Annotated in this window: 14 protein-coding genes and 2 tRNA genes; 7 read left to right on the top strand and 9 right to left on the bottom strand. The window is 63.8% G+C overall.

The annotated features are described in order from the left end of the window. Nucleotides 1–5: 5 nt before the first annotated feature. Entirely contained in the window at nucleotides 6–446 is a 441-nt protein-coding gene (locus tag IFT98_RS01960) for a hypothetical protein (protein WP_192047514.1), read from the top strand. 130 nt (nucleotides 447–576) lie between these two features. Beyond that, nucleotides 577–1,017 (top strand): CBS domain-containing protein, encoded by a 441-nt coding sequence (locus IFT98_RS01955; RefSeq protein ID WP_192047515.1) that lies wholly within the window; start codon nucleotides 577–579, stop codon nucleotides 1,015–1,017. A 324-nt stretch (nucleotides 1,018–1,341) separates the two neighbouring features. Here the strand turns inward: IFT98_RS01955 and IFT98_RS01950 are convergent. Then, nucleotides 1,342–1,418 (bottom strand) — tRNA-Asp (locus IFT98_RS01950). 19 nt (nucleotides 1,419–1,437) lie between these two features. Beyond that, a tRNA-Val gene (locus IFT98_RS01945) sits at nucleotides 1,438–1,513 on the bottom strand. Between the two features lie 161 nt (nucleotides 1,514–1,674). Here IFT98_RS01945 and rdgC point away from each other — a divergent pair. From rdgC to sugE, 3 genes are all read left to right on the top strand, one after another. Next, the gene (rdgC, locus tag IFT98_RS01940; RefSeq protein ID WP_122478941.1) at nucleotides 1,675–2,595 is read left to right on the top strand and encodes a recombination-associated protein RdgC; all 921 of its coding nucleotides are present in this window, start codon (nucleotides 1,675–1,677) and stop codon (nucleotides 2,593–2,595) included. Between the two features lie 723 nt (nucleotides 2,596–3,318). Further along, entirely contained in the window at nucleotides 3,319–4,275 is a 957-nt protein-coding gene (locus IFT98_RS01935; protein WP_122713038.1) for a bile acid:sodium symporter family protein, read from the top strand. 116 nt (nucleotides 4,276–4,391) lie between these two features. Beyond that, a complete protein-coding gene (gene sugE, locus IFT98_RS01930; RefSeq protein ID WP_122478945.1) occupies nucleotides 4,392–4,706 on the top strand; it encodes a quaternary ammonium compound efflux SMR transporter SugE in 315 nt (104 codons plus the stop codon). Between the two features lie 159 nt (nucleotides 4,707–4,865). Here sugE and pepN read toward each other — a convergent pair whose 3' ends face one another. The 4 genes from pepN to IFT98_RS01910 form a co-directional block, all read right to left on the bottom strand. Further along, a complete protein-coding gene (gene pepN / locus IFT98_RS01925; protein ID WP_192047516.1) occupies nucleotides 4,866–7,523 on the bottom strand; it encodes an aminopeptidase N in 2,658 nt (885 codons plus the stop codon). A gap of 12 nt (nucleotides 7,524–7,535) precedes the next feature. Then, a complete protein-coding gene (locus IFT98_RS01920; protein WP_192047586.1) occupies nucleotides 7,536–8,366 on the bottom strand; it encodes a DUF2797 domain-containing protein in 831 nt (276 codons plus the stop codon). A gap of 26 nt (nucleotides 8,367–8,392) precedes the next feature. Continuing rightward, nucleotides 8,393–8,653 carry a YeaC family protein gene (locus tag IFT98_RS01915; RefSeq protein ID WP_192047517.1) on the bottom strand — a complete coding sequence of 87 codons (261 nt, stop codon included), beginning with the start codon at nucleotides 8,651–8,653 and terminating at the stop codon, nucleotides 8,393–8,395. 82 nt (nucleotides 8,654–8,735) lie between these two features. Further along, entirely contained in the window at nucleotides 8,736–9,659 is a 924-nt protein-coding gene (locus IFT98_RS01910) for a LysR family transcriptional regulator (protein ID WP_192047518.1), read from the bottom strand. 108 nt (nucleotides 9,660–9,767) lie between these two features. Here IFT98_RS01910 and IFT98_RS01905 point away from each other — a divergent pair, with 108 nt between their 5' ends. Then, nucleotides 9,768–10,970, top strand: coding sequence for an MFS transporter (locus IFT98_RS01905; protein ID WP_192047519.1), 1,203 nt, complete (start codon nucleotides 9,768–9,770; stop codon nucleotides 10,968–10,970). Between the two features lie 664 nt (nucleotides 10,971–11,634). Further along, a complete protein-coding gene (locus IFT98_RS01900; RefSeq protein ID WP_192047520.1) occupies nucleotides 11,635–12,561 on the top strand; it encodes a DNA-3-methyladenine glycosylase family protein in 927 nt (308 codons plus the stop codon). A 38-nt stretch (nucleotides 12,562–12,599) separates the two neighbouring features. Here the strand turns inward: IFT98_RS01900 and IFT98_RS01895 are convergent, their stop codons facing one another. From IFT98_RS01895 to IFT98_RS01885, 3 genes are all read right to left on the bottom strand, one after another. Continuing rightward, the gene (locus tag IFT98_RS01895; RefSeq protein WP_192047521.1) at nucleotides 12,600–14,306 is read right to left on the bottom strand and encodes an amidase; all 1,707 of its coding nucleotides are present in this window, start codon (nucleotides 14,304–14,306) and stop codon (nucleotides 12,600–12,602) included. Between the two features lie 17 nt (nucleotides 14,307–14,323). Further along, nucleotides 14,324–14,704 carry a RidA family protein gene (locus tag IFT98_RS01890; protein ID WP_192047522.1) on the bottom strand — a complete coding sequence of 127 codons (381 nt, stop codon included), beginning with the start codon at nucleotides 14,702–14,704 and terminating at the stop codon, nucleotides 14,324–14,326. Between the two features lie 78 nt (nucleotides 14,705–14,782). Next, the gene (locus IFT98_RS01885; RefSeq protein ID WP_192047523.1) at nucleotides 14,783–16,753 is read right to left on the bottom strand and encodes a BCCT family transporter; all 1,971 of its coding nucleotides are present in this window, start codon (nucleotides 16,751–16,753) and stop codon (nucleotides 14,783–14,785) included. Nucleotides 16,754–16,935: the final 182 nt, after the last annotated feature.

Here is a 16,935-nt window from a genome sequence, read left to right as displayed (position 1 = left end):
GACCCATGGTCGAACACGATTTCCGCTTCAGCCTGCTCAACCCGCAGCACACCTTGATCGAGTGCCGCGCGCTCATGCCCGGGCGTTACCAGGTCACCGGCAACGGCGGCTCGATCCACAATACCGACACCCTGCTGGTCACCCTCAAGGGCAGCAAGGATCTGTCCATGCGCCTGGTGGTGGAGAAGGTCCGTCATCTGATCAATCCGCCTGGCCAGTGGGTGGCCGTGGCCACCGGCCCGGTGTTCGGCGAACTGGCGATCCATCAGTGGAAAGTCAATTGCGACAGCTGCGGCAAGGTCCTCGACTTCGAATTTGCGGTGGACGCCAAGCTCGGTACCAAGGCGCAGAAACCTGCAGCGCAAGCCCGCATTGCCGAGCTGGGCTGGGCCAATCGCAATGGCAAGCATGTCTGCCGACAGTGCCGGGCCGCGTCGGCGGTCTGAATACGCAGGTGGGTATGTGGTGTTCGCTTTGGGGATGCAGCGCACGGCGTCGAACGTGGACTAATTGACATGGCGCCACGGAACACGGGGGCGCTTTAGCTGCACTCGTCTTTCCCTGGAGCCATAGCCCATGAAAACCGTCGCGGAACTGTTGAAGAGTAAAGTCCAGCACAGCCAGCAGGTGCACACCATCGAGCCGCAACAGATGGTGTTCGACGCCCTCAAGCTCATGGCGCAGATGAACGTCGGCGCCCTGCCGGTGGTGGTCGAGGGGCGCGTGGTAGGTATCGTCAGCGAGCGCGACTATGCGCGCAAGATGGTGCTGCTGGGGCGCTCGTCCATTGGCACGCCGGTCAGCGAGATCATGAGCGCCCATGTGATCACCGTGACCCCCCAACAGAACATTGATCATTGCATGGCGTTGATGACCGAGGGTCGCTTGCGCCACCTGCCGGTGGTCGACCACGGCCAGCTGCTGGGGCTGCTGTCCATCGGTGACCTGGTCAAGGAAGCGATCGCCGAACAGGCCAGCCTGATCGAGCAATTGCAGCAGTACATCAGGGGCGAATGAAACAGCTAGCGTAGCAAACCCTGTGGGAGCGGTCCGTGACCGCGAAGGGGTGCGCGAAATCCTGTGGGAGCGGTCAGTGGCCGCGAAGGGGTGCACGAAACCCTGTGGGAGCGGTCAGTGGCCGCGAAGGGCGCGCTGCGGTACCTTTGACACACCGCAGCGCCTGCTTCTGACACACCGCAGCGCCTGCTTCGCGGCCACTGACCGCTCCCACAGATCGCTCCCACCAATTGCCTGCGGGCAGGAATTCTGGACAAAAAAAAGCGACCCGAAGGTCGCTTGTTTTTTGCTTCAGAGAGTTCAAGGGCTCTGAGGCGGAATTAATGGCGCAGCGGACGGGACTCGAACCCGCGACCCCCGGCGTGACAGGCCGGTATTCTAACCGACTGAACTACCGCTGCGCGTAACACTGAGAGAGATTGGTGGGTGATGACGGGATCGAACCGCCGACCCTCTGCTTGTAAGGCAGATGCTCTCCCGGCTGAGCTAATCACCCTTTGTCTCTCGGTGTGGCGCGCATTCTACGGAGCGACCTAAACTCTGGCAAGCACTTTTTCAAAAAAATTTTCGAGGCCTTCCAAACACTTAGCACAGGGATGGCGTCAGCTCCGCACACGGAGAATAATGCCTGCCTAATGTTGAGGAGTGCTTCACCCCATGTGGTTCAAAAACCTGCTTGTCTATCGTCTTACCCAGGATATCCCCTTCGACGCCGAGGCTTTGGAAACCGCACTGGCGAGCAAACCGGCACGTCCATGCGCCAGCCAGGAACTGACCACCTATGGTTTCGTGGCGCCGTTCGGCAAAGGCGAAGACGCCCCGTTCGTGCATGTCAGCCAGGATTTCATGCTGATCGCCGCACGCAAGGAAGAGCGCATCCTCCCGGGCAGTGTCGTGCGTGACGCGGTCAAGGAGAAGGTCGAGGAAATCGAGGCCGAGCAGATGCGCAAGGTCTACAAGAAGGAACGCGACCAGATCAAGGACGAGATCATCCAGGCCTTCCTGCCGCGCGCGTTCATTCGTCGCTCGTCGACCTTCGCTGCCATTGCGCCCAAGCAAGGCTTGATCCTGGTCAATTCGGCCAGCCCGAAACGCGCCGAGGACCTGTTGTCGACCCTGCGTGAAGTGATCGGCTCGTTGCCGGTGCGCCCGCTGACCGTAAAGGTTGCGCCGACCGCGACCATGACCGAGTGGGTCAAGACACAGAAAGCGGCTGATGACTTCCATGTGCTGGACGAGTGCGAGCTGCGCGACACCCATGAAGATGGCGGTATCGTGCGCTGCAAGCGCCAGGACCTGACCAGCGACGAGATCCAGCTGCACCTGAGCACCGGCAAGCAGGTCACCCAGCTGTCGCTGGCCTGGCAGGACAAACTGTCGTTCGTGCTGGACGACAAGATGGTGGTCAAGCGCCTGAAGTTCGAGGAATTGCTGCAGGATCAAGCCGAGCAGGACGGTGGCGAGGAAGCGCTGGGGCAGCTGGATGCCAGCTTTACCTTGATGATGCTGACGTTCGGTGAATTCCTGCCAGTGCTGTTCGAGGCCCTGGGTGGCGAAGAGCTGCCTCAGGGGATTTGATCGGCAGCGTGCCCTTCGCGGGCAGAGCCCGCGCCCACAGGGGTTGCGCGTTTTTTGTGGGAGCGGTCATCGGCCGCGAAGCGGCGCTGCGGTGTGTCTGGCAGACCGCGGCGTGGCTTTCGCGGCCACGGACCGCTCCCACAGGGTTGCGCGTTTTCTGTGGGAGCGGTCATCGGCCGCGATGGGGCGCTTCGGTGTGTCTGGCAGACCGCGGTGTGGCTTTCGCGGCCACGGACCGCTCCCACAGGGGTTGCGCGTTTTCTGTGGGAGCGGTCATCGGCCGCGAAGGGGCGCTGCGGTGCGTCTGGCAGACCGTGGTGTGGCTTTCGCGGCCACGGACCGCTCCTACGGGGGTTGCGCGTTTTCTGTGGGAGCGGTCATCGGCCGCGAAGGGGCGCTGCGGTGTGTCTGGCAGACCGCGGTGCGGCTTTCGCGGCCATGGACCGCTCCTACAGGGGTTGCGCATTTTTTTGTGGGAGCGGTCATCGGCCGCGAAAGGGCGCTGCGGTGTGCCTGGTAGACCGGGGTGTGGCTTTCGCGGCCACGGACCGCTCCTACGGGGGTTGCGCGTTTTCTGTGGGAGCGGTCATCGGCCGCGAAGGGGCGCTGCGGTGTGTCTGGCAGACCGCGGTGTGGCTTTCGCGGCCATGGACCGCTCCTACAGGGGTTCATGGGCAGCTTGCGGTACCAACATGATGATTCTATATAAGAAGGAACTACCCCATGCGCGCCTTGGCCGCTTTGAGTCGCTTCGTCGGCAATACGTTTGCCTATTGGGTTCTGCTGTTCGCCATACTGGCGTTTCTGGCGCCTGAATGGTTCATCGGCCTCAAGCCGCTGATCGTGCCGCTGCTGGGTCTGGTGATGTTCGGCATGGGCCTGACACTCAAGCTCGACGATTTTGCCGAGGTCGGGCGTCATCCGTGGCGCGTGGCGCTGGGCGTGGTTGCGCACTTCGTGATCATGCCAGGCGTGGCCTGGCTGTTGTGCCAGGTGTTCCATCTGCCGCCGGAGATCGCCGTCGGCGTGATTCTGGTCGGTTGCTGCCCGAGCGGCACCTCGTCCAACGTGATGACCTGGCTGGCCAAGGGCGACCTGGCGCTGTCGGTGGCGATCGCGGCAGTGACCACCCTGCTCGCCCCGCTGCTCACCCCTGCCCTGATCTGGCTGTTGGCTTCGGCCTGGCTGCCGGTATCGTTCATGGAGATGTTCTGGTCGATCCTGCAACTAGTCATGCTGCCGATCGTTCTGGGCGTCGTTGCGCAGAAGCTGCTCGGTGCGCGGGTACAGCTGGCGGTCGATGTGCTGCCGCTGGTATCTGTGGTGAGCATCGTGTTGATCGTCTGCGCCGTGGTCGCGGCCAGCCAGGCACGCATCGCCGAGTCGGGCCTGTTGATCATGGCGGTGGTGATTCTGCACAACAGTTTCGGTTTCCTGCTCGGCTACTTCACCGGCAAGCTGTTCAAGCTGCCGCTGGCGCAGCGCAAGTCATTGGCTCTGGAAGTCGGGATGCAGAACTCGGGACTGGGCGCGGCCCTGGCCAGTGCGCACTTCTCGCCACTGGCGGCGGTGCCCAGCGCCTTGTTCAGCGTCTGGCACAATATTTCCGGGGCACTGCTCTCGACCTACTTCCGGCGCATGGAAGGCACCGAGCCAGGCGCGTTGAAGACCGAACCATGATCCGCCGCACTTGATCCATCGGGCAAGGATGGGCAACATGGTGTTCGGCGCCGGGACGACCCGGCGCCACTTTTCCTGCAAACGGGGACGACCCCATCTTCGATGAGGGTTTTTCCATGTCATGGTTACTGTTGTTTTTCGCCGGTCTGTTCGAAGTGTGCTGGGCCATCGGCCTGAAGTACACCGACGGCTTTACCCGCCCCCTTCCTACCGTATTGACCGTTGCCGCCATGGCGGCGAGCCTCGGCCTGCTCGGCCTGGCCATGCGTGAGCTGCCCTTGGGCACAGCCTACGCCATCTGGACCGGGGTCGGTGCAGTGGGTACGGTGATTGCCGGTATCGTGCTGTTCGGCGAGTCGATGGCGCTGATGCGGATGGTCAGTGTGGGTCTGATCATCCTGGGGTTGGTGGGGTTGAAGGTAAGTACCTGATCCTGTAGCAGTGGCGCGAGCCGCGTCCCGGTCTACGGTGTGCTGTCTGAGTCTGACATACCGTGGGTGCCGCCGACGCGGCTTGCGCCGCTGCTACAGGGATTGAGTTGTCTGTAGCAGCGGCGCAAGCCGCGTCCGGGAGCGCCGCTGTCACGCGGGTTACGCCAGGCTTTTGCTGACCACTTCATAGACGTCGCTGGACAGCGGGCCGGAAGCGAGAATCCGTTCAAGCTCGGCTTTCATCAGTGCCTGACGGGCGCTGTCGTACTTTCTCCAGCGGGTCAGCGGCGACAGTTGTCGCGAGGCGATCTGCGGGTTCAGGGCATTGAGCTCGATCACCAGATCGGCCAGAAAACGGTAGCCCGAGCCATCGGCTGCATGGAAGTTGATCAGGTTCTGACCCGCGAACGCACCGATCAGCGCACGGACCTTGTTCGGGTTCTTCAAGGTGAATGCCGGATGCTGCATCAGCGCCTTGACCCGTGCCAACCCACCCGGCAAACCGCTTGCCGCCTGCACACTGAACCACTGATCCATGACCAGTGGATTGTCCTTGAAGTGTTCGGCAAAGGCTTGCAGCGCACGCGCCCTTTCCGCTTCGAACGGCGAATTGACCAACACCGCCAGGGCCGTCAGGCGCTCGGTCATGTTGTCGCAGGCATCATATTGTTCGAGGGTAGCGGCGAGCACTTCGGGACGTCCGCTGAGCATCAGGTAGGACAACGCGATGTTCTGCAGCGCGCGGCGGGCGAAATGCTCTTTCTCGGCCACGTACGCAGTAGCCCTGGAGACCTCGCGATTGGCCTGGTAGCGCGCCCACAACCCATCGAACAGACCATCGGCCAGCTGCTTGCGAGCGAACTCGCGGGCGGCATGGATGGCGTCGACATCGGCCACTTCGCTGATCTCGGCCAAGTAGGCCTCGCTGGGCAGCGACAGCATCTCTGCAACCATCGCCTGATCCAGTTCGGTGTCTTCCAGCACACTGGCCAACGCCGTGAGCAAGCGTGAATCCATCGACAATGGCTCGCCGCGCTGGTACTGGCCAATCATTTCCTGCAGCACCTGCACCGACAGCTGCTGGCCGGCATCCCAGCGGTTGAAGCCGTCGCTGTCGTGCTGCATGAGGAACATCAACTGGTCACGGGTATACGGGAAGATCAGTTTGACCGGCGCACTGAAACCGCGCAGCAGCGACGGCAGTGGTTGCTCGGCAATGTCGACGAAGGTGAAGGTCTGCTCGGCCTCGGTCACCGCCAGCACACGGCTGGTACCGACCGCTGCGGCCTCGTCGCGCAAACGCAATGGCAGCTCCTGGCCATTGGCGTCGAGCAGGCCCAGCGCCACGGGAATCACGAATGGCAGCTTCTCGACCTTGTCCGGTGTCTCGGGGCAGCTCTGGCGTAGGGTCAAGCTGTAGGTGCGAGCTTGCGCATCGTAGTGTTCGCTGACGTGAAGGCGCGGCGTACCCGCCTGGCTGTACCAGCGCTTGAACTGCTTGAGCTCGACACCGTTGGCGTCTTCCATCGCACTGATGAAGTCGTCACAGGTCACGGCCTGGCCATCGTGACGCTGGAAGTACAGGTCGCTGCCCTTGCGGAAGCCTTCGGCGCCCAGCAGGGTGTGCAGCATGCCGACTACTTCCGAGCCCTTCTCGTACACGGTCAAGGTGTAGAAGTTGGAGATCTCGATGAAGCTGTCGGGGCGCACCGCGTGGGCCATCGGGCCGGCATCTTCGGCGAACTGGTGGGTGCGCAGGTAGGCGACGTCCTGGATGCGCTTGACGGTCGGCGAATGCATGTCGGCGCTGAAGCCTGCATCGCGGTAGACGGTGAAGCCTTCCTTGAGCGACAACTGGAACCAGTCGCGGCAGGTCACCCGGTTGCCTGACCAGTTGTGGAAATATTCGTGGGCGACGATGGCCTCGACCCGCTGGTGGGCGGCGTCGGTGGCGGTTTCGGCGCGGGCCAGCACGGCGCTGGAGTTGAAGATGTTCAGGCCCTTGTTTTCCATGGCGCCCATGTTGAAGTCGTTGACCGCGACGATCATGAAGATGTCCAGGTCGTACTCACGGCCGTAGGCTTCTTCGTCCCAACGCATGGACTTCTTCAGGCTGGTCATGGCGTGAGCGCACTTGTCGATGTTCTCCGGCTCGACATAGATGCGCAGGGCCACATCGCGACCACTGACCGTGGTGAAACTGTCTTCCACGCACCACAGGTCACCGGCCACCAGCGCGAACAAGTAGGCCGGTTTCACGAACGGGTCTTCCCAGGTGGCCCAGTGGCGGCCATCTTCCTGGGGGCCGTTGCCGACCGGGTTGCCGTTGGACAGCAGGATCGGGTACTGCTGCTGGTCGGCGATCAACGTGGTGGTGAAGCGGCTCATCACGTCGGGACGGTCGAGGTAGTAGGTGATCTTGCGGAAGCCTTCGGCTTCGCACTGGGTGCAGAACATGCCCGTGGACTTGTACAGCCCTTCCAGTGCGGTGTTGGTTTCAGGGTGGATGCGCACGCTGGTGTCGACGGTGAAGGCATCGCTGCGCGGCTGCAGGGTCAGGCTGTCGGCCGTCAGCTGGTAGTCGGCAGCATCCAGGTCACTGTCGTCGAGCTTGACGCCGAGCAGCTCCATCAACTCGCCGTCGAGCACCAGCGGTGGCAGCCCGGCACCATGCGCCGGGTTGCGGCGCATGACCAGCTGCGCGTGGACCAGGCTGTGATCGTCGAACAACTCAAAGGTCAGGTGCGTCTCGTCGATCAGATAATCGGGCGCCTGATAGTCTTTCAGGTAGATCATTTTCGGTTGTTCGGTACGCATGCGAAAATCCTTCTACTGATGCACGGCCAATTGGTAAGCCGTGTACTTGCGAATATTGATGACGCCGGAATCGAAGATCAGGTATTGACCCTTGACGCCCAGCAACGTGCCTTCGGCAATCGGGTTCTTGTCCAGGTTGAAGCTGGCGATCTTGCTCGGGTAGGTGTGTACCGGATAGCGGATCTCGATGGGCTCGACATCGTTCAGAGCCTGGATGGCCTGCAGGCCGAAGCGATCCTGCAGCATGTGGATACCCGCCGTGCAGCTGTCGAACAGTTGCTCGCGGATGGCCACCAGATCCACCGCCGGGGCGTCACCCTTGAGCAGCGCACGCCAGTTGGTGCGGTCCGCGACCTGCGAGCGGAACAGGTCTTCGACAAGCCCGGATTGCTGGCGGGTCGCCACGCGCATGATCGGCAGTGCCTGGCTGGCGCCCTGGTCGAGCCAGCGGGTAGGCAGCTGGCTGGCCCGGGTGATGCCGACCTTGACCCCTGAAGAGTTGGCCAGATAGACCACATGATCGGTCATGCAGAACTGCTCGCCCCAGGCCGGATCGCGGCAGGTCCCGGCGTCGTAGTGGCATTTTTCCGGAGCCATGATGCACACGTCGCACTGGGCCAGCTTGGTCATGCAAGGGTAGCAGTAGCCTTGGCTGAAACTGGTCTTGGTCTTGCGGCCGCAGTTCACGCAGTGGATGGCGCCGAGAAACTCCAGGCGCAGCTTGCTTCCGATCAAGGGGTTGACGGCAATCTGCGTATCGCCCAGACGCAGCTGGTATTGCACCACTGGCGCCTCGAGCTGTGCGGACATCTTGCTGGCCGCACCGCGGCCGAGCTCCTGCAGGGTGTCTTGCGCAAAGAGATCGCAGGTCAATGGATCGAATCCGACTTGAACAGGATGTTTTCGACCGGCGCGGACTTCGAGGCGCACTCTTGCGGACCCATGTAGCCGGTACGCTGATCTTCGGGAAGGTTCTTCATTTCCCAGGCGATGATGGCCTGCAGGGTCAGTTCCTTCTGCTCGGCGGTCAGCTTGCGGCCGTCGGACCATTTGCCGATTTCGACGGCCAGTTTGAGGCTTTCGTAGATATCAGGGGTGATGTTTTCGATCATGTGGGCGAATGACGACATGCGGAGGCCTCCAATGGATGCTGGCATTTTAAACGGTGTACCGAGTGCGTAAAGCGAAATCCCGGCCCTAGGCAATAGACCACTAGGCAACCGAGCCGGCCGGGGTCAGTCGCGCTGTGAGGAATTCCAGCAGCGCATGGACCTTGGGCAGGGCCTCACGGCTTTTCAGCCACACCAGGTTCATCGCCAGGCCATCGGTGGCCAATGGCGCGAGCACTTCGACCAAGGCGCCGCTGTCCAGATGCCGCTGGATCAGCCAGGTCGGCAGCTGGGCGATGCCCTGCCCGGCAAGCACGGCCATCACCTGCCCTTCGCCGTCGCCAACGGCCACGTGCGGATGAATGGTCCGCCGCTCCATGTCGCCGGCCTGGCGGCCCTTGAAGTACCACGGATAGACCGTGCCATCGGTCTGCCCATAGCCAACGCAGCGGTGTTGTTCCAGCTCGCGCTCGCCCTGTGGCGTACCGTGCGCGTGCAGGTAGGCGGGTGCTGCGCAGAACACCAGCCGCTGGCGCCCGAGGAAGCGTCGCCCGACGTTGCTCGGCCAGGCGTCCGAACCTCCGATGCGCACGACGATGTCGATGCCTTCCTGGACAGGGTCGACGAAGCGGTCCGAGAACGACACATGGGGTTGCAGCCGCGGATGCCGGGCAGCGAACTCGAGAATCAGTGGCAGCACGTGCAATCGACCGTAGGACGCAGGCAGGTCGACGCGCAGGCGGCCATGGGGTTCGCGCTGCTCGGCGCTCATGGCCAGTTCGACCTCTTCGAGGTCGGCCAGCACGCTTGTGCAGGTGCGGTAGAACGTCTGTCCTGCCTCGGTCAGCGCCAGGCGCCGCGTGGTGCGCTGGAACAGCCGTACGCCGAGCCGCGCTTCCAGACGCGCAACGCCCTTGCTGACCGCCGAGTTGCTGAGGTTCAGGCGTTCGGCGGCGGCGGTGAAACTGCCCAGGTCAGCGACGCTGACGAAGACGTCGATGCCCTTGAGGCGCTCCGAGGAAAACATTGCACCTCCGATTGGTGAATTCAGTTCAATTCACAAGGTAATTAATGGCCGGGATTTTCCAGCGCTTCCCCAATAGGCTATTACAAAATCTTTCCGGAGTTAAGTTCGATGTCTTCTTCCCACATGGCCGAAGCCGCGCCGTCTGCCTCGCGCAGCAGCGCTTCCGGCGTGCAGATCCTGATCATGGCCGTAGCGGCCTTCATCATCGTGACCACCGAGTTCCTGATCGTTGGGTTGTTGCCGAGCCTGGCGCGGGACCTGGACATTTCCATTGCCCTGGCCGGTCAGGTGGTGACCCTGTTCGCATTCACCGTGATGCTCTTCGGACCGTATCTGACGGCGCGCCTGGCGCACGTCGAGCGCAAGAAGCTGTTCACCCTGATTCTGCTGGTGTTCGCGGCGTCCAATGTGCTGGCGGCGGTGTCCACCAATATCTGGGTGCTGGCCATCGCTCGCTTCATTCCGGCCCTGGCGCTGCCAGTGTTCTGGGGAACCGCCAGTGAAACCGCAGGGCAACTGGCTGCGCCTGGGCAATCGGGCAAGGCTGTGGCCAAGGTCTATCTGGGTATTTCCGCAGCCCTGGTGTTCGGCGTGCCGCTGGGCACCGTGGCCGCCGACCTGATCGGCTGGCGCGGGAGCTTTTGGGTGTTGGCCGCGGTGTCGTTGCTGATTGGCGTGTTGATGCATCTGGTAATGCCGAAACTGCCCGGCTCGCCCGCCGCCGCGGTCGGCGAGAAACAGACGGCGATCCTGCGTCAGCCACGTTTCCTGGCCCATGTGTTGCTGTCGGTGCTGACCTTTACCGCCATGTTCACAGCCTACACCTACCTGGCCGACATCCTCGAGCGCCTGGGCGGCGTGCCAGCGGGTCAGGTCGGCTGGTGGCTGATGGGCTTCGGCGCAGTCGGTATGCTGGGTAATCATCTGGGTGGCAGCATGGTCGACCGGCGTCCGCTGGGCGCGATGGTGGTGTTTCTGCTGGTGCTGGGCGCGGGCATGACCGCTGCCGTGGCGTTCGCCGAGCAGCGCGCCTGGCTGATCGCGGCGCTGATTGCCTGGGGCATCGCCTATACGGCGCTGTTTCCGATCTGCCAGGTGCGCGTCATGCAGGCTGGCGCCAAGGCCCAGGCCCTGGCGGCGTCGCTGAACATCTCGGCGGCCAATGCCGGCATTGGTCTGGGCGCTATTTTCGGTGGCCTGGGCATTCGTCAATTCGGCCTGGAATCCTTGGGCCTGCTGGCCACCGGCGTGGCAGTGCTGGCGTTGATCGTGGCGCTGCTGATGATCAAGCGCCCCGCAGCAGCCAGGTAACCACATGTCTGTAGCAGCGGCGCGAGCCGCGTCGGCGGGCAAGGTGGTGTGTCTGGATGAACGCGGTGAGGCCGGACGCGGCTTGCGCCGCTGCTACAGGGAATGCGGTGAGCCGCCTCAACAGCGATTGACTGTAGCAGCGGCGCGAGCCGCGTCGGCGGGCAAGGCGGTGTGTCTGGATGAACGCGGTGAGGCCGGACGCGGCTTGCGCCGCTGCTGGGGAATGCGGTATGCCATCCCAACGGCGATTGAATGTAGCAGCGTCGGCGGGCAAGGCGGTGTGCCTGGATGAACGTGGTGAGGCCGGACGCGGCTTGCGCCGCTGCTACAGGGGACTGCGGTATGCCGTCTCAACGGCGATTGAGTGTAGCAGCGGCGCAAGCCGCGTCGGCGGGCAAAGCGGTGTGTCTGGATGAACGCGGCTTGCGCCGCTGCTTTAGCCTCAACGGCGATTGAATGTAGCAGCGGCGCGAGCCGCGTCGGCGGGCAAGGCGGTGTGTCTGGATGAACGCGGTGAGGCCGGACGCGGCTTGCGCCGCTGCTACAGGGAATGCGCCAAGCAGCGTCGACGGGAATTGAATGTAGCAGCGGCGCGAGCCGCGTCGGCTGTGGATGCAGCAAACTGGAGGGATGCACGGTCTGAACCGACAAGGAGTTTTTCACCATGCCCTCACTCAGTACCGACATCGAGTTGTTCTACCAGCCGCCCTTCGACTGGCAGCGCCTGCTCAGGTTCTTCGGCGGGCGTTCCAGTGCCTTGGTCGAAACCGTCATCGACGGCGTGTACCTGCGTACCGTCGAATGGCGAGGTGACGAAGGCCTGCTCAGTGTCCGCCAGGACCCGACCCGTGACTGCCTGATCGCGCGTATCGAGGGCCCGGCCGGCGTTCACCTGCCCGCTCTGGTGCCACGCCTGCGGCGCATGTTCGATCTGGATCTGGATCCTCGGCAGTTGCACGCCGCTCTGGACAGCGACCCCTGGCTAGGCCGTCTGCTGCTGCAGACGCCGGGACTGCGCGTGCCTGGCACCTGGTCGACTTTCGAGCTGATCGTGCGCACCATCGTCGGCCAGCAAGTCAGCGTCAAGGCGGCCACCACCATTGCCGGGCGTCTGGCCGAGCGTGCCGGGCGGCCGGTGGCGCAGGCCCAGCATCCTCAGGTCGCATGGCAATTCCCCACCCCGGCCGCCCTCGCCGCAGTCGACCTCGACCGCATCGGCATGCCCGGCAAGCGCGTGGCCGCGCTGCAGAACTTCGCCGCTGCAGTGGCTTGCAATCAGCTGCAAATCGAAGCGTTCGTCGATGAACACACACGTACCGACCTGGAACCCTTGCGCCAAGGCCTGCTGGCACTGCCGGGCATTGGCCCGTGGACGGTCGAATACGTGGCGATGCGTGCCTGGCGCGACGCCGACGCGTGGCCGGGCAGCGATCTGGTGATCATGCAGGAGATCACGCGCGCGCATCCCGAGTTGCTCAAGCCCGGCCATCAACGGCTGCGCAGCCAAGACTGGCGGCCATGGCGTGCCTACGCCGTCATGTACATCTGGAACGAGCTCATGGACCGCACCGATGGCCAGCGCGGCGGCTGACACCGGAGCGCCATGACGCCCGGGTGTCATCCGTACGCTCAGCGCTGCAGGGGTGGCGTGCGCGGCGGAATCGCCCGGCGGTTGCCCGTTGCTTCGAAGGCCGCAGCGAAACGCAGCAGTTGCGTGTCGTCGTAGGCGCGGCCGGCAAACGTGAGCCCCACCGGCATGCCGATGTCGGCCATCAGGCCCATCGGCACGGTCACGGTCGGAACGCCCAAATGGCGGATCGCCAGATTGCCGTTGGCCACCCAGACACCATTGCTCCAGGCGATGTCCGCCGCGGCCGGGTCGACATCGGCATTGGCCGGCGCCACATCGGCGACGGTAGGGAACACTACGGCATCCAGCTGCAGTGCCTGCAGCCAGTCTTCCAGGTCGATCTTGCGGGTGTGTTCCAGTGCACGCAGGCCGTCGGCCAGGGTGTCGATCCGGTCCCACGGGGTGATGCCCCGCTCGGCCATCTTCACGTACTCGTCCATGCCGGCGGCCAGGTCGCCTTCGCGGTTGGGCAGCGTGCCAGGGTCGTGCGGAAAGATCAGCGGCCCATCGACGTCCACCAGGCGGTTGAGCGCCGGGTCGCCATTGGCGCGCAGGAAATCGTCGAACGCCCAGGCCGTGAGGTCCCACAGCTCATGGTGGAGGAACGCCGGGTCGACGATGCCGCGGTTGAACACGGTCGGCGCACCCGGTCGGTCGCCTTCGCAATTGGATACCAGGGGAAAGTCCACTTCGACCACTTCCGCGCCAGCCGCCTCGAGGGCACGCCGTGCCTGCTGCCACAGTTCGATCACCGAAGCACGCGTGTGAATGCGCTGCCCGGTCGGGCCGCCGATGCCCGGTTGCGCGGCCGTGCCTGCCAGCGGGTCGGCATTGATGTACATGCGCGGGACGCCAAAACGCTTGCCCGCCAGTGCCTGCGCAGGCGCGGCCAGTTCCAGGTAGGACACCGGACGTACGCTGGCGACGTTTGGTATCGGCACCCAGGGTTGCAGGCGCCACAGATCGCCACGCGTGTCGGGGTCGTCGGCAACCACCACGTCGAGGATTTCCAGCAGGTCGGCCATGGTGCGAGCGAAGGGCACGACCACGTCCATGGTCGGCGTCAGCGGCCAGTTGCCACGCACCGAAATGATCCCGCGCGAGGGTGTGTAAGCGCACAGGCCGTTGTTGGACGCCGGGCCGCGCCCGCTGGACCAGGTTTCTTCGGCCAGGCCGAAGGCGGCGAAACTCGCGGCGGTTGCGGTACCGGCGCCATTCGACGAGCCGGACGCAAAAGGCGCCGTGAGAAAGTCGGCGTTGTACGGGCTTTCGGCGCGTCCGTAGACGCCGCGCTGCATGCCACCATTGGCCATCGGCGGCATGTTGGTCTTGCCCAGGCAGATCGCCCCGGCCGCGCGCAGGCGCTCGACGGTGAAGGCATCGCGCTGCGCCACCAGCCCGGCGAAGGCCGGGCTGCCGGAAGCTGCGGTCAGGCCCTTGACCAGGTAGCTGTCCTTGGCCGTGTAGGGGATGCCATCGAGCGGCCCCAGTGGCTGGCCACTGGCGCGGCGCGCATCGGCTGCGCGGGCTTCGGCCAGCGCCGTGGGGTTTGGCACCACGAGCGCGTTCAGCGCGGTGGGCGTGTCGGCGCCGTCGTAGGCGGCGATGCGGTCCAGGTAGGCCTGGACCAGCTCGACTGCGGTGGTCTGGCCGCTTTCCAGCGCAGCGCGCAGTTGCGCGATGGAAACCTCGGTGACTTCGATCATGCTGCTCTCCTGCCCGATCAGCCCTTGGCCGCCATGGCGGTGACTTCCACGCGCATGCCTGGGGCAGCGAGTGCGGTGATGCCCACCGCCGCGCGCACTGGCCAAGGCTTGGCGAAGAAGCGCTGGTAGACCTCGTTGAAGGCGGGACGATCAGCCATGTCGGTCAGGTAGATGGTCAGGTGCAGCACACGATCGAGCGAACTGCCCGCTGCTTCCAATGCCACTTTCAGCGCCTGCAGCGTGCACTCGCTCTGTTCGGTGATGCTGCCCAGCTCCAGGCTGCCGTCGGAGCGGGTCGGGATCTGGGTGGTCACCAGCAGGCCGCCGAAACCTGCGACGTCCGAGGAAATCGACTCGGGGTCGGGGTCCGGCAGAAACGTGATGTCGTCATGGGCCATGGAATGTTCCTCAAATCAGCGATTGGCAATGGCCGGCATGTTACCGCCCGGCCATTGCAAAATGAAACGGCGTGAAGCTCAACCCACCAGGTGCAAGAAGTGCATGTGCCGCTCGTAGTGATCGAGAATGTCGCCGATCACCTCGTCACGGGACCAGCCCATCACGTCGTGATCCTGGCCACCCTCGCGCAGGTGCACTTCAGCGCGGAAGTACTTGCGTTCTTCGCCCGGCGGCCCGCTCATGACGAAGCTGGGAGTGGCATAGGCATGAGGCCTGATCTCGTAGATGAAGGCGGTGTCGGTGGGACCGACGCTCAGGCGCACCCCGCCCTCCTCGCCGTCTTCCACGGTGCAGTCGTACCCCTGCAGACGCCACTCCTCGGCGACGCCAAGGCACGCCGGACGCGCCACGTCCTCGATGAAACGAACCACGTGAGCACGCCGTGGAAACATCGCCAAGGTACGCAGGCGGCGCTGCCAGGTGCCGCCGGTACGCGGCGTGCTTGGCGAGATGGCCAGTGCCTGGTGACGCAGGTCACGCTTGGTAGCGTCGAGTTTGAGCGCCTTCAGCAGGCCGCGCATGCTCAGCAACAGCGCCAGGGTAAAGGGCAGCGCGCTGGCGATGGTCGCGGTCTGCAAGGCCTTGAGGCCGCCGGCCAGCAACAGCGCGATGGCCACCAGGCCCATGCTCGAGGCCCAGAAAATGCGCTGGCGCACGGGGGTGTTCTCCGCGCCGCCGGACGCGAGCATGTCGACCACCATGGCGCCGGAGTCCGCCGACGTCACGAAGAACACCACCACCATGATGATCGCCAGCGCGCTGATCACCCCGGAAAACGGGAAGTGCTGGAGAAACGCGAACAGCGCCAGGGAGGTGTCCTTGTCCACGGCGATGCCCAGGTCCACCATGCCCTGGTCGAGAATCATGTGGATCGCGGTATTGCCGAACACGGTCATCCACAACAGGGTGAACGCGGTGGGCACCAGCAGCACGCCGGTGACAAATTCACGGATGGTCCGGCCGCGCGAGATGCGCGCGATGAACAGCCCCACGAACGGCGACCACGCCAGCCACCAGCCCCAGTAGAACAGGGTCCAGCCGCCGATCCAGTCAGTGGGCTGGTAGGCGTTGAGGTTGAGCGTGCGGCTGACGATCTCGCTCAGGTACCCGCCGGTGTTCTGCACGAAGGTCTGCAGGATCAGCACGGTGGGGCCGAGAATCATCACCATGGCCATCAGCAGAACGGCCAGCCCGAGATTGAGTTCGGACAGTCGGCGGATGCCTTTGTCCAGCCCCGACACCACTGAAAGAGTGGCCAGCGCCGTGGTGCCGATGATCAGGGCGATCTGGATCGGGATCGACACCGGCACGCCGAACAGCGCGTTGAGGCCGGTGTTGATCTGCGCCACGCCGAAGCCCAGCGAAGTGGCCACACCCAGCACGGTACCGATGATGGCGAAGATGTCCACGGCATGCCCGATGGGGCCGTAGATGCGCTCGCCGATCAGCGGATAAAGCGCTGAACGCAGGGTCAGCGGCAGGCCGTGACGAAAGCTGAAATAGGCCAGGATCAAGGCGACGATGGCGTAGATGGCCCAGGCGTGCAGTCCCCAATGGAAGAAGGTGATTTTCATCGCCTCGCCCGCGGCGGCAACGGTGTCACCTTCGCCGTAGGGCGGATTGAGGAAGTGCATGACGGGCTCGGCGACGCCGAAGAACATCAGGCCGATGCCCATGCCCGCCGAGAAGAGCATGGCGAACCAGGTCATGCTGCTGTAGTCGGGGGTGCTGTGGTCCGGGCCCAGCTTGATGTCGCCGTAGCGGCTGACGCCCAGGAACACCACGGTGCCCAGGATGATCGCCACGGCCAGGATGTAGAACCAGCTGACATTGGTGAAGATCCATTCCTGCACCACGGCGAAGAACGTTTGCGCCTGTTGTGGCATCAAGCTGGCGAACAGTACCAGCAGCAACAGCAGGATTGCCGATATCCAGAATACCGGTGGGTTGAAGGTCGAGGGTTTGACGGGGTCTGACTTCACAGTCATCGAAAAGCTCCTGGTGATACGTGCAGCGCATGCCTGCAATGGAAAGTGTAGGTGTGACCGCACCGGGCTCTCGAGGTTTAGCAGACGGGGAAATCGGTTATCCGTTTGCGACTGATGTATTTGCAAACATATTCATCAGGGCACTTGGGCAACGTTGTTCTGGCCTCCGTGTCTATCCCAGA

The sequence above is a fragment of the Pseudomonas sp. CFBP 8770 genome (assembly GCF_014841705.1).
Classification (GTDB): Bacteria; Pseudomonadota; Gammaproteobacteria; order Pseudomonadales; family Pseudomonadaceae; genus Aquipseudomonas.
This window is presented reverse-complemented; position numbering and strand designations above follow the sequence as displayed.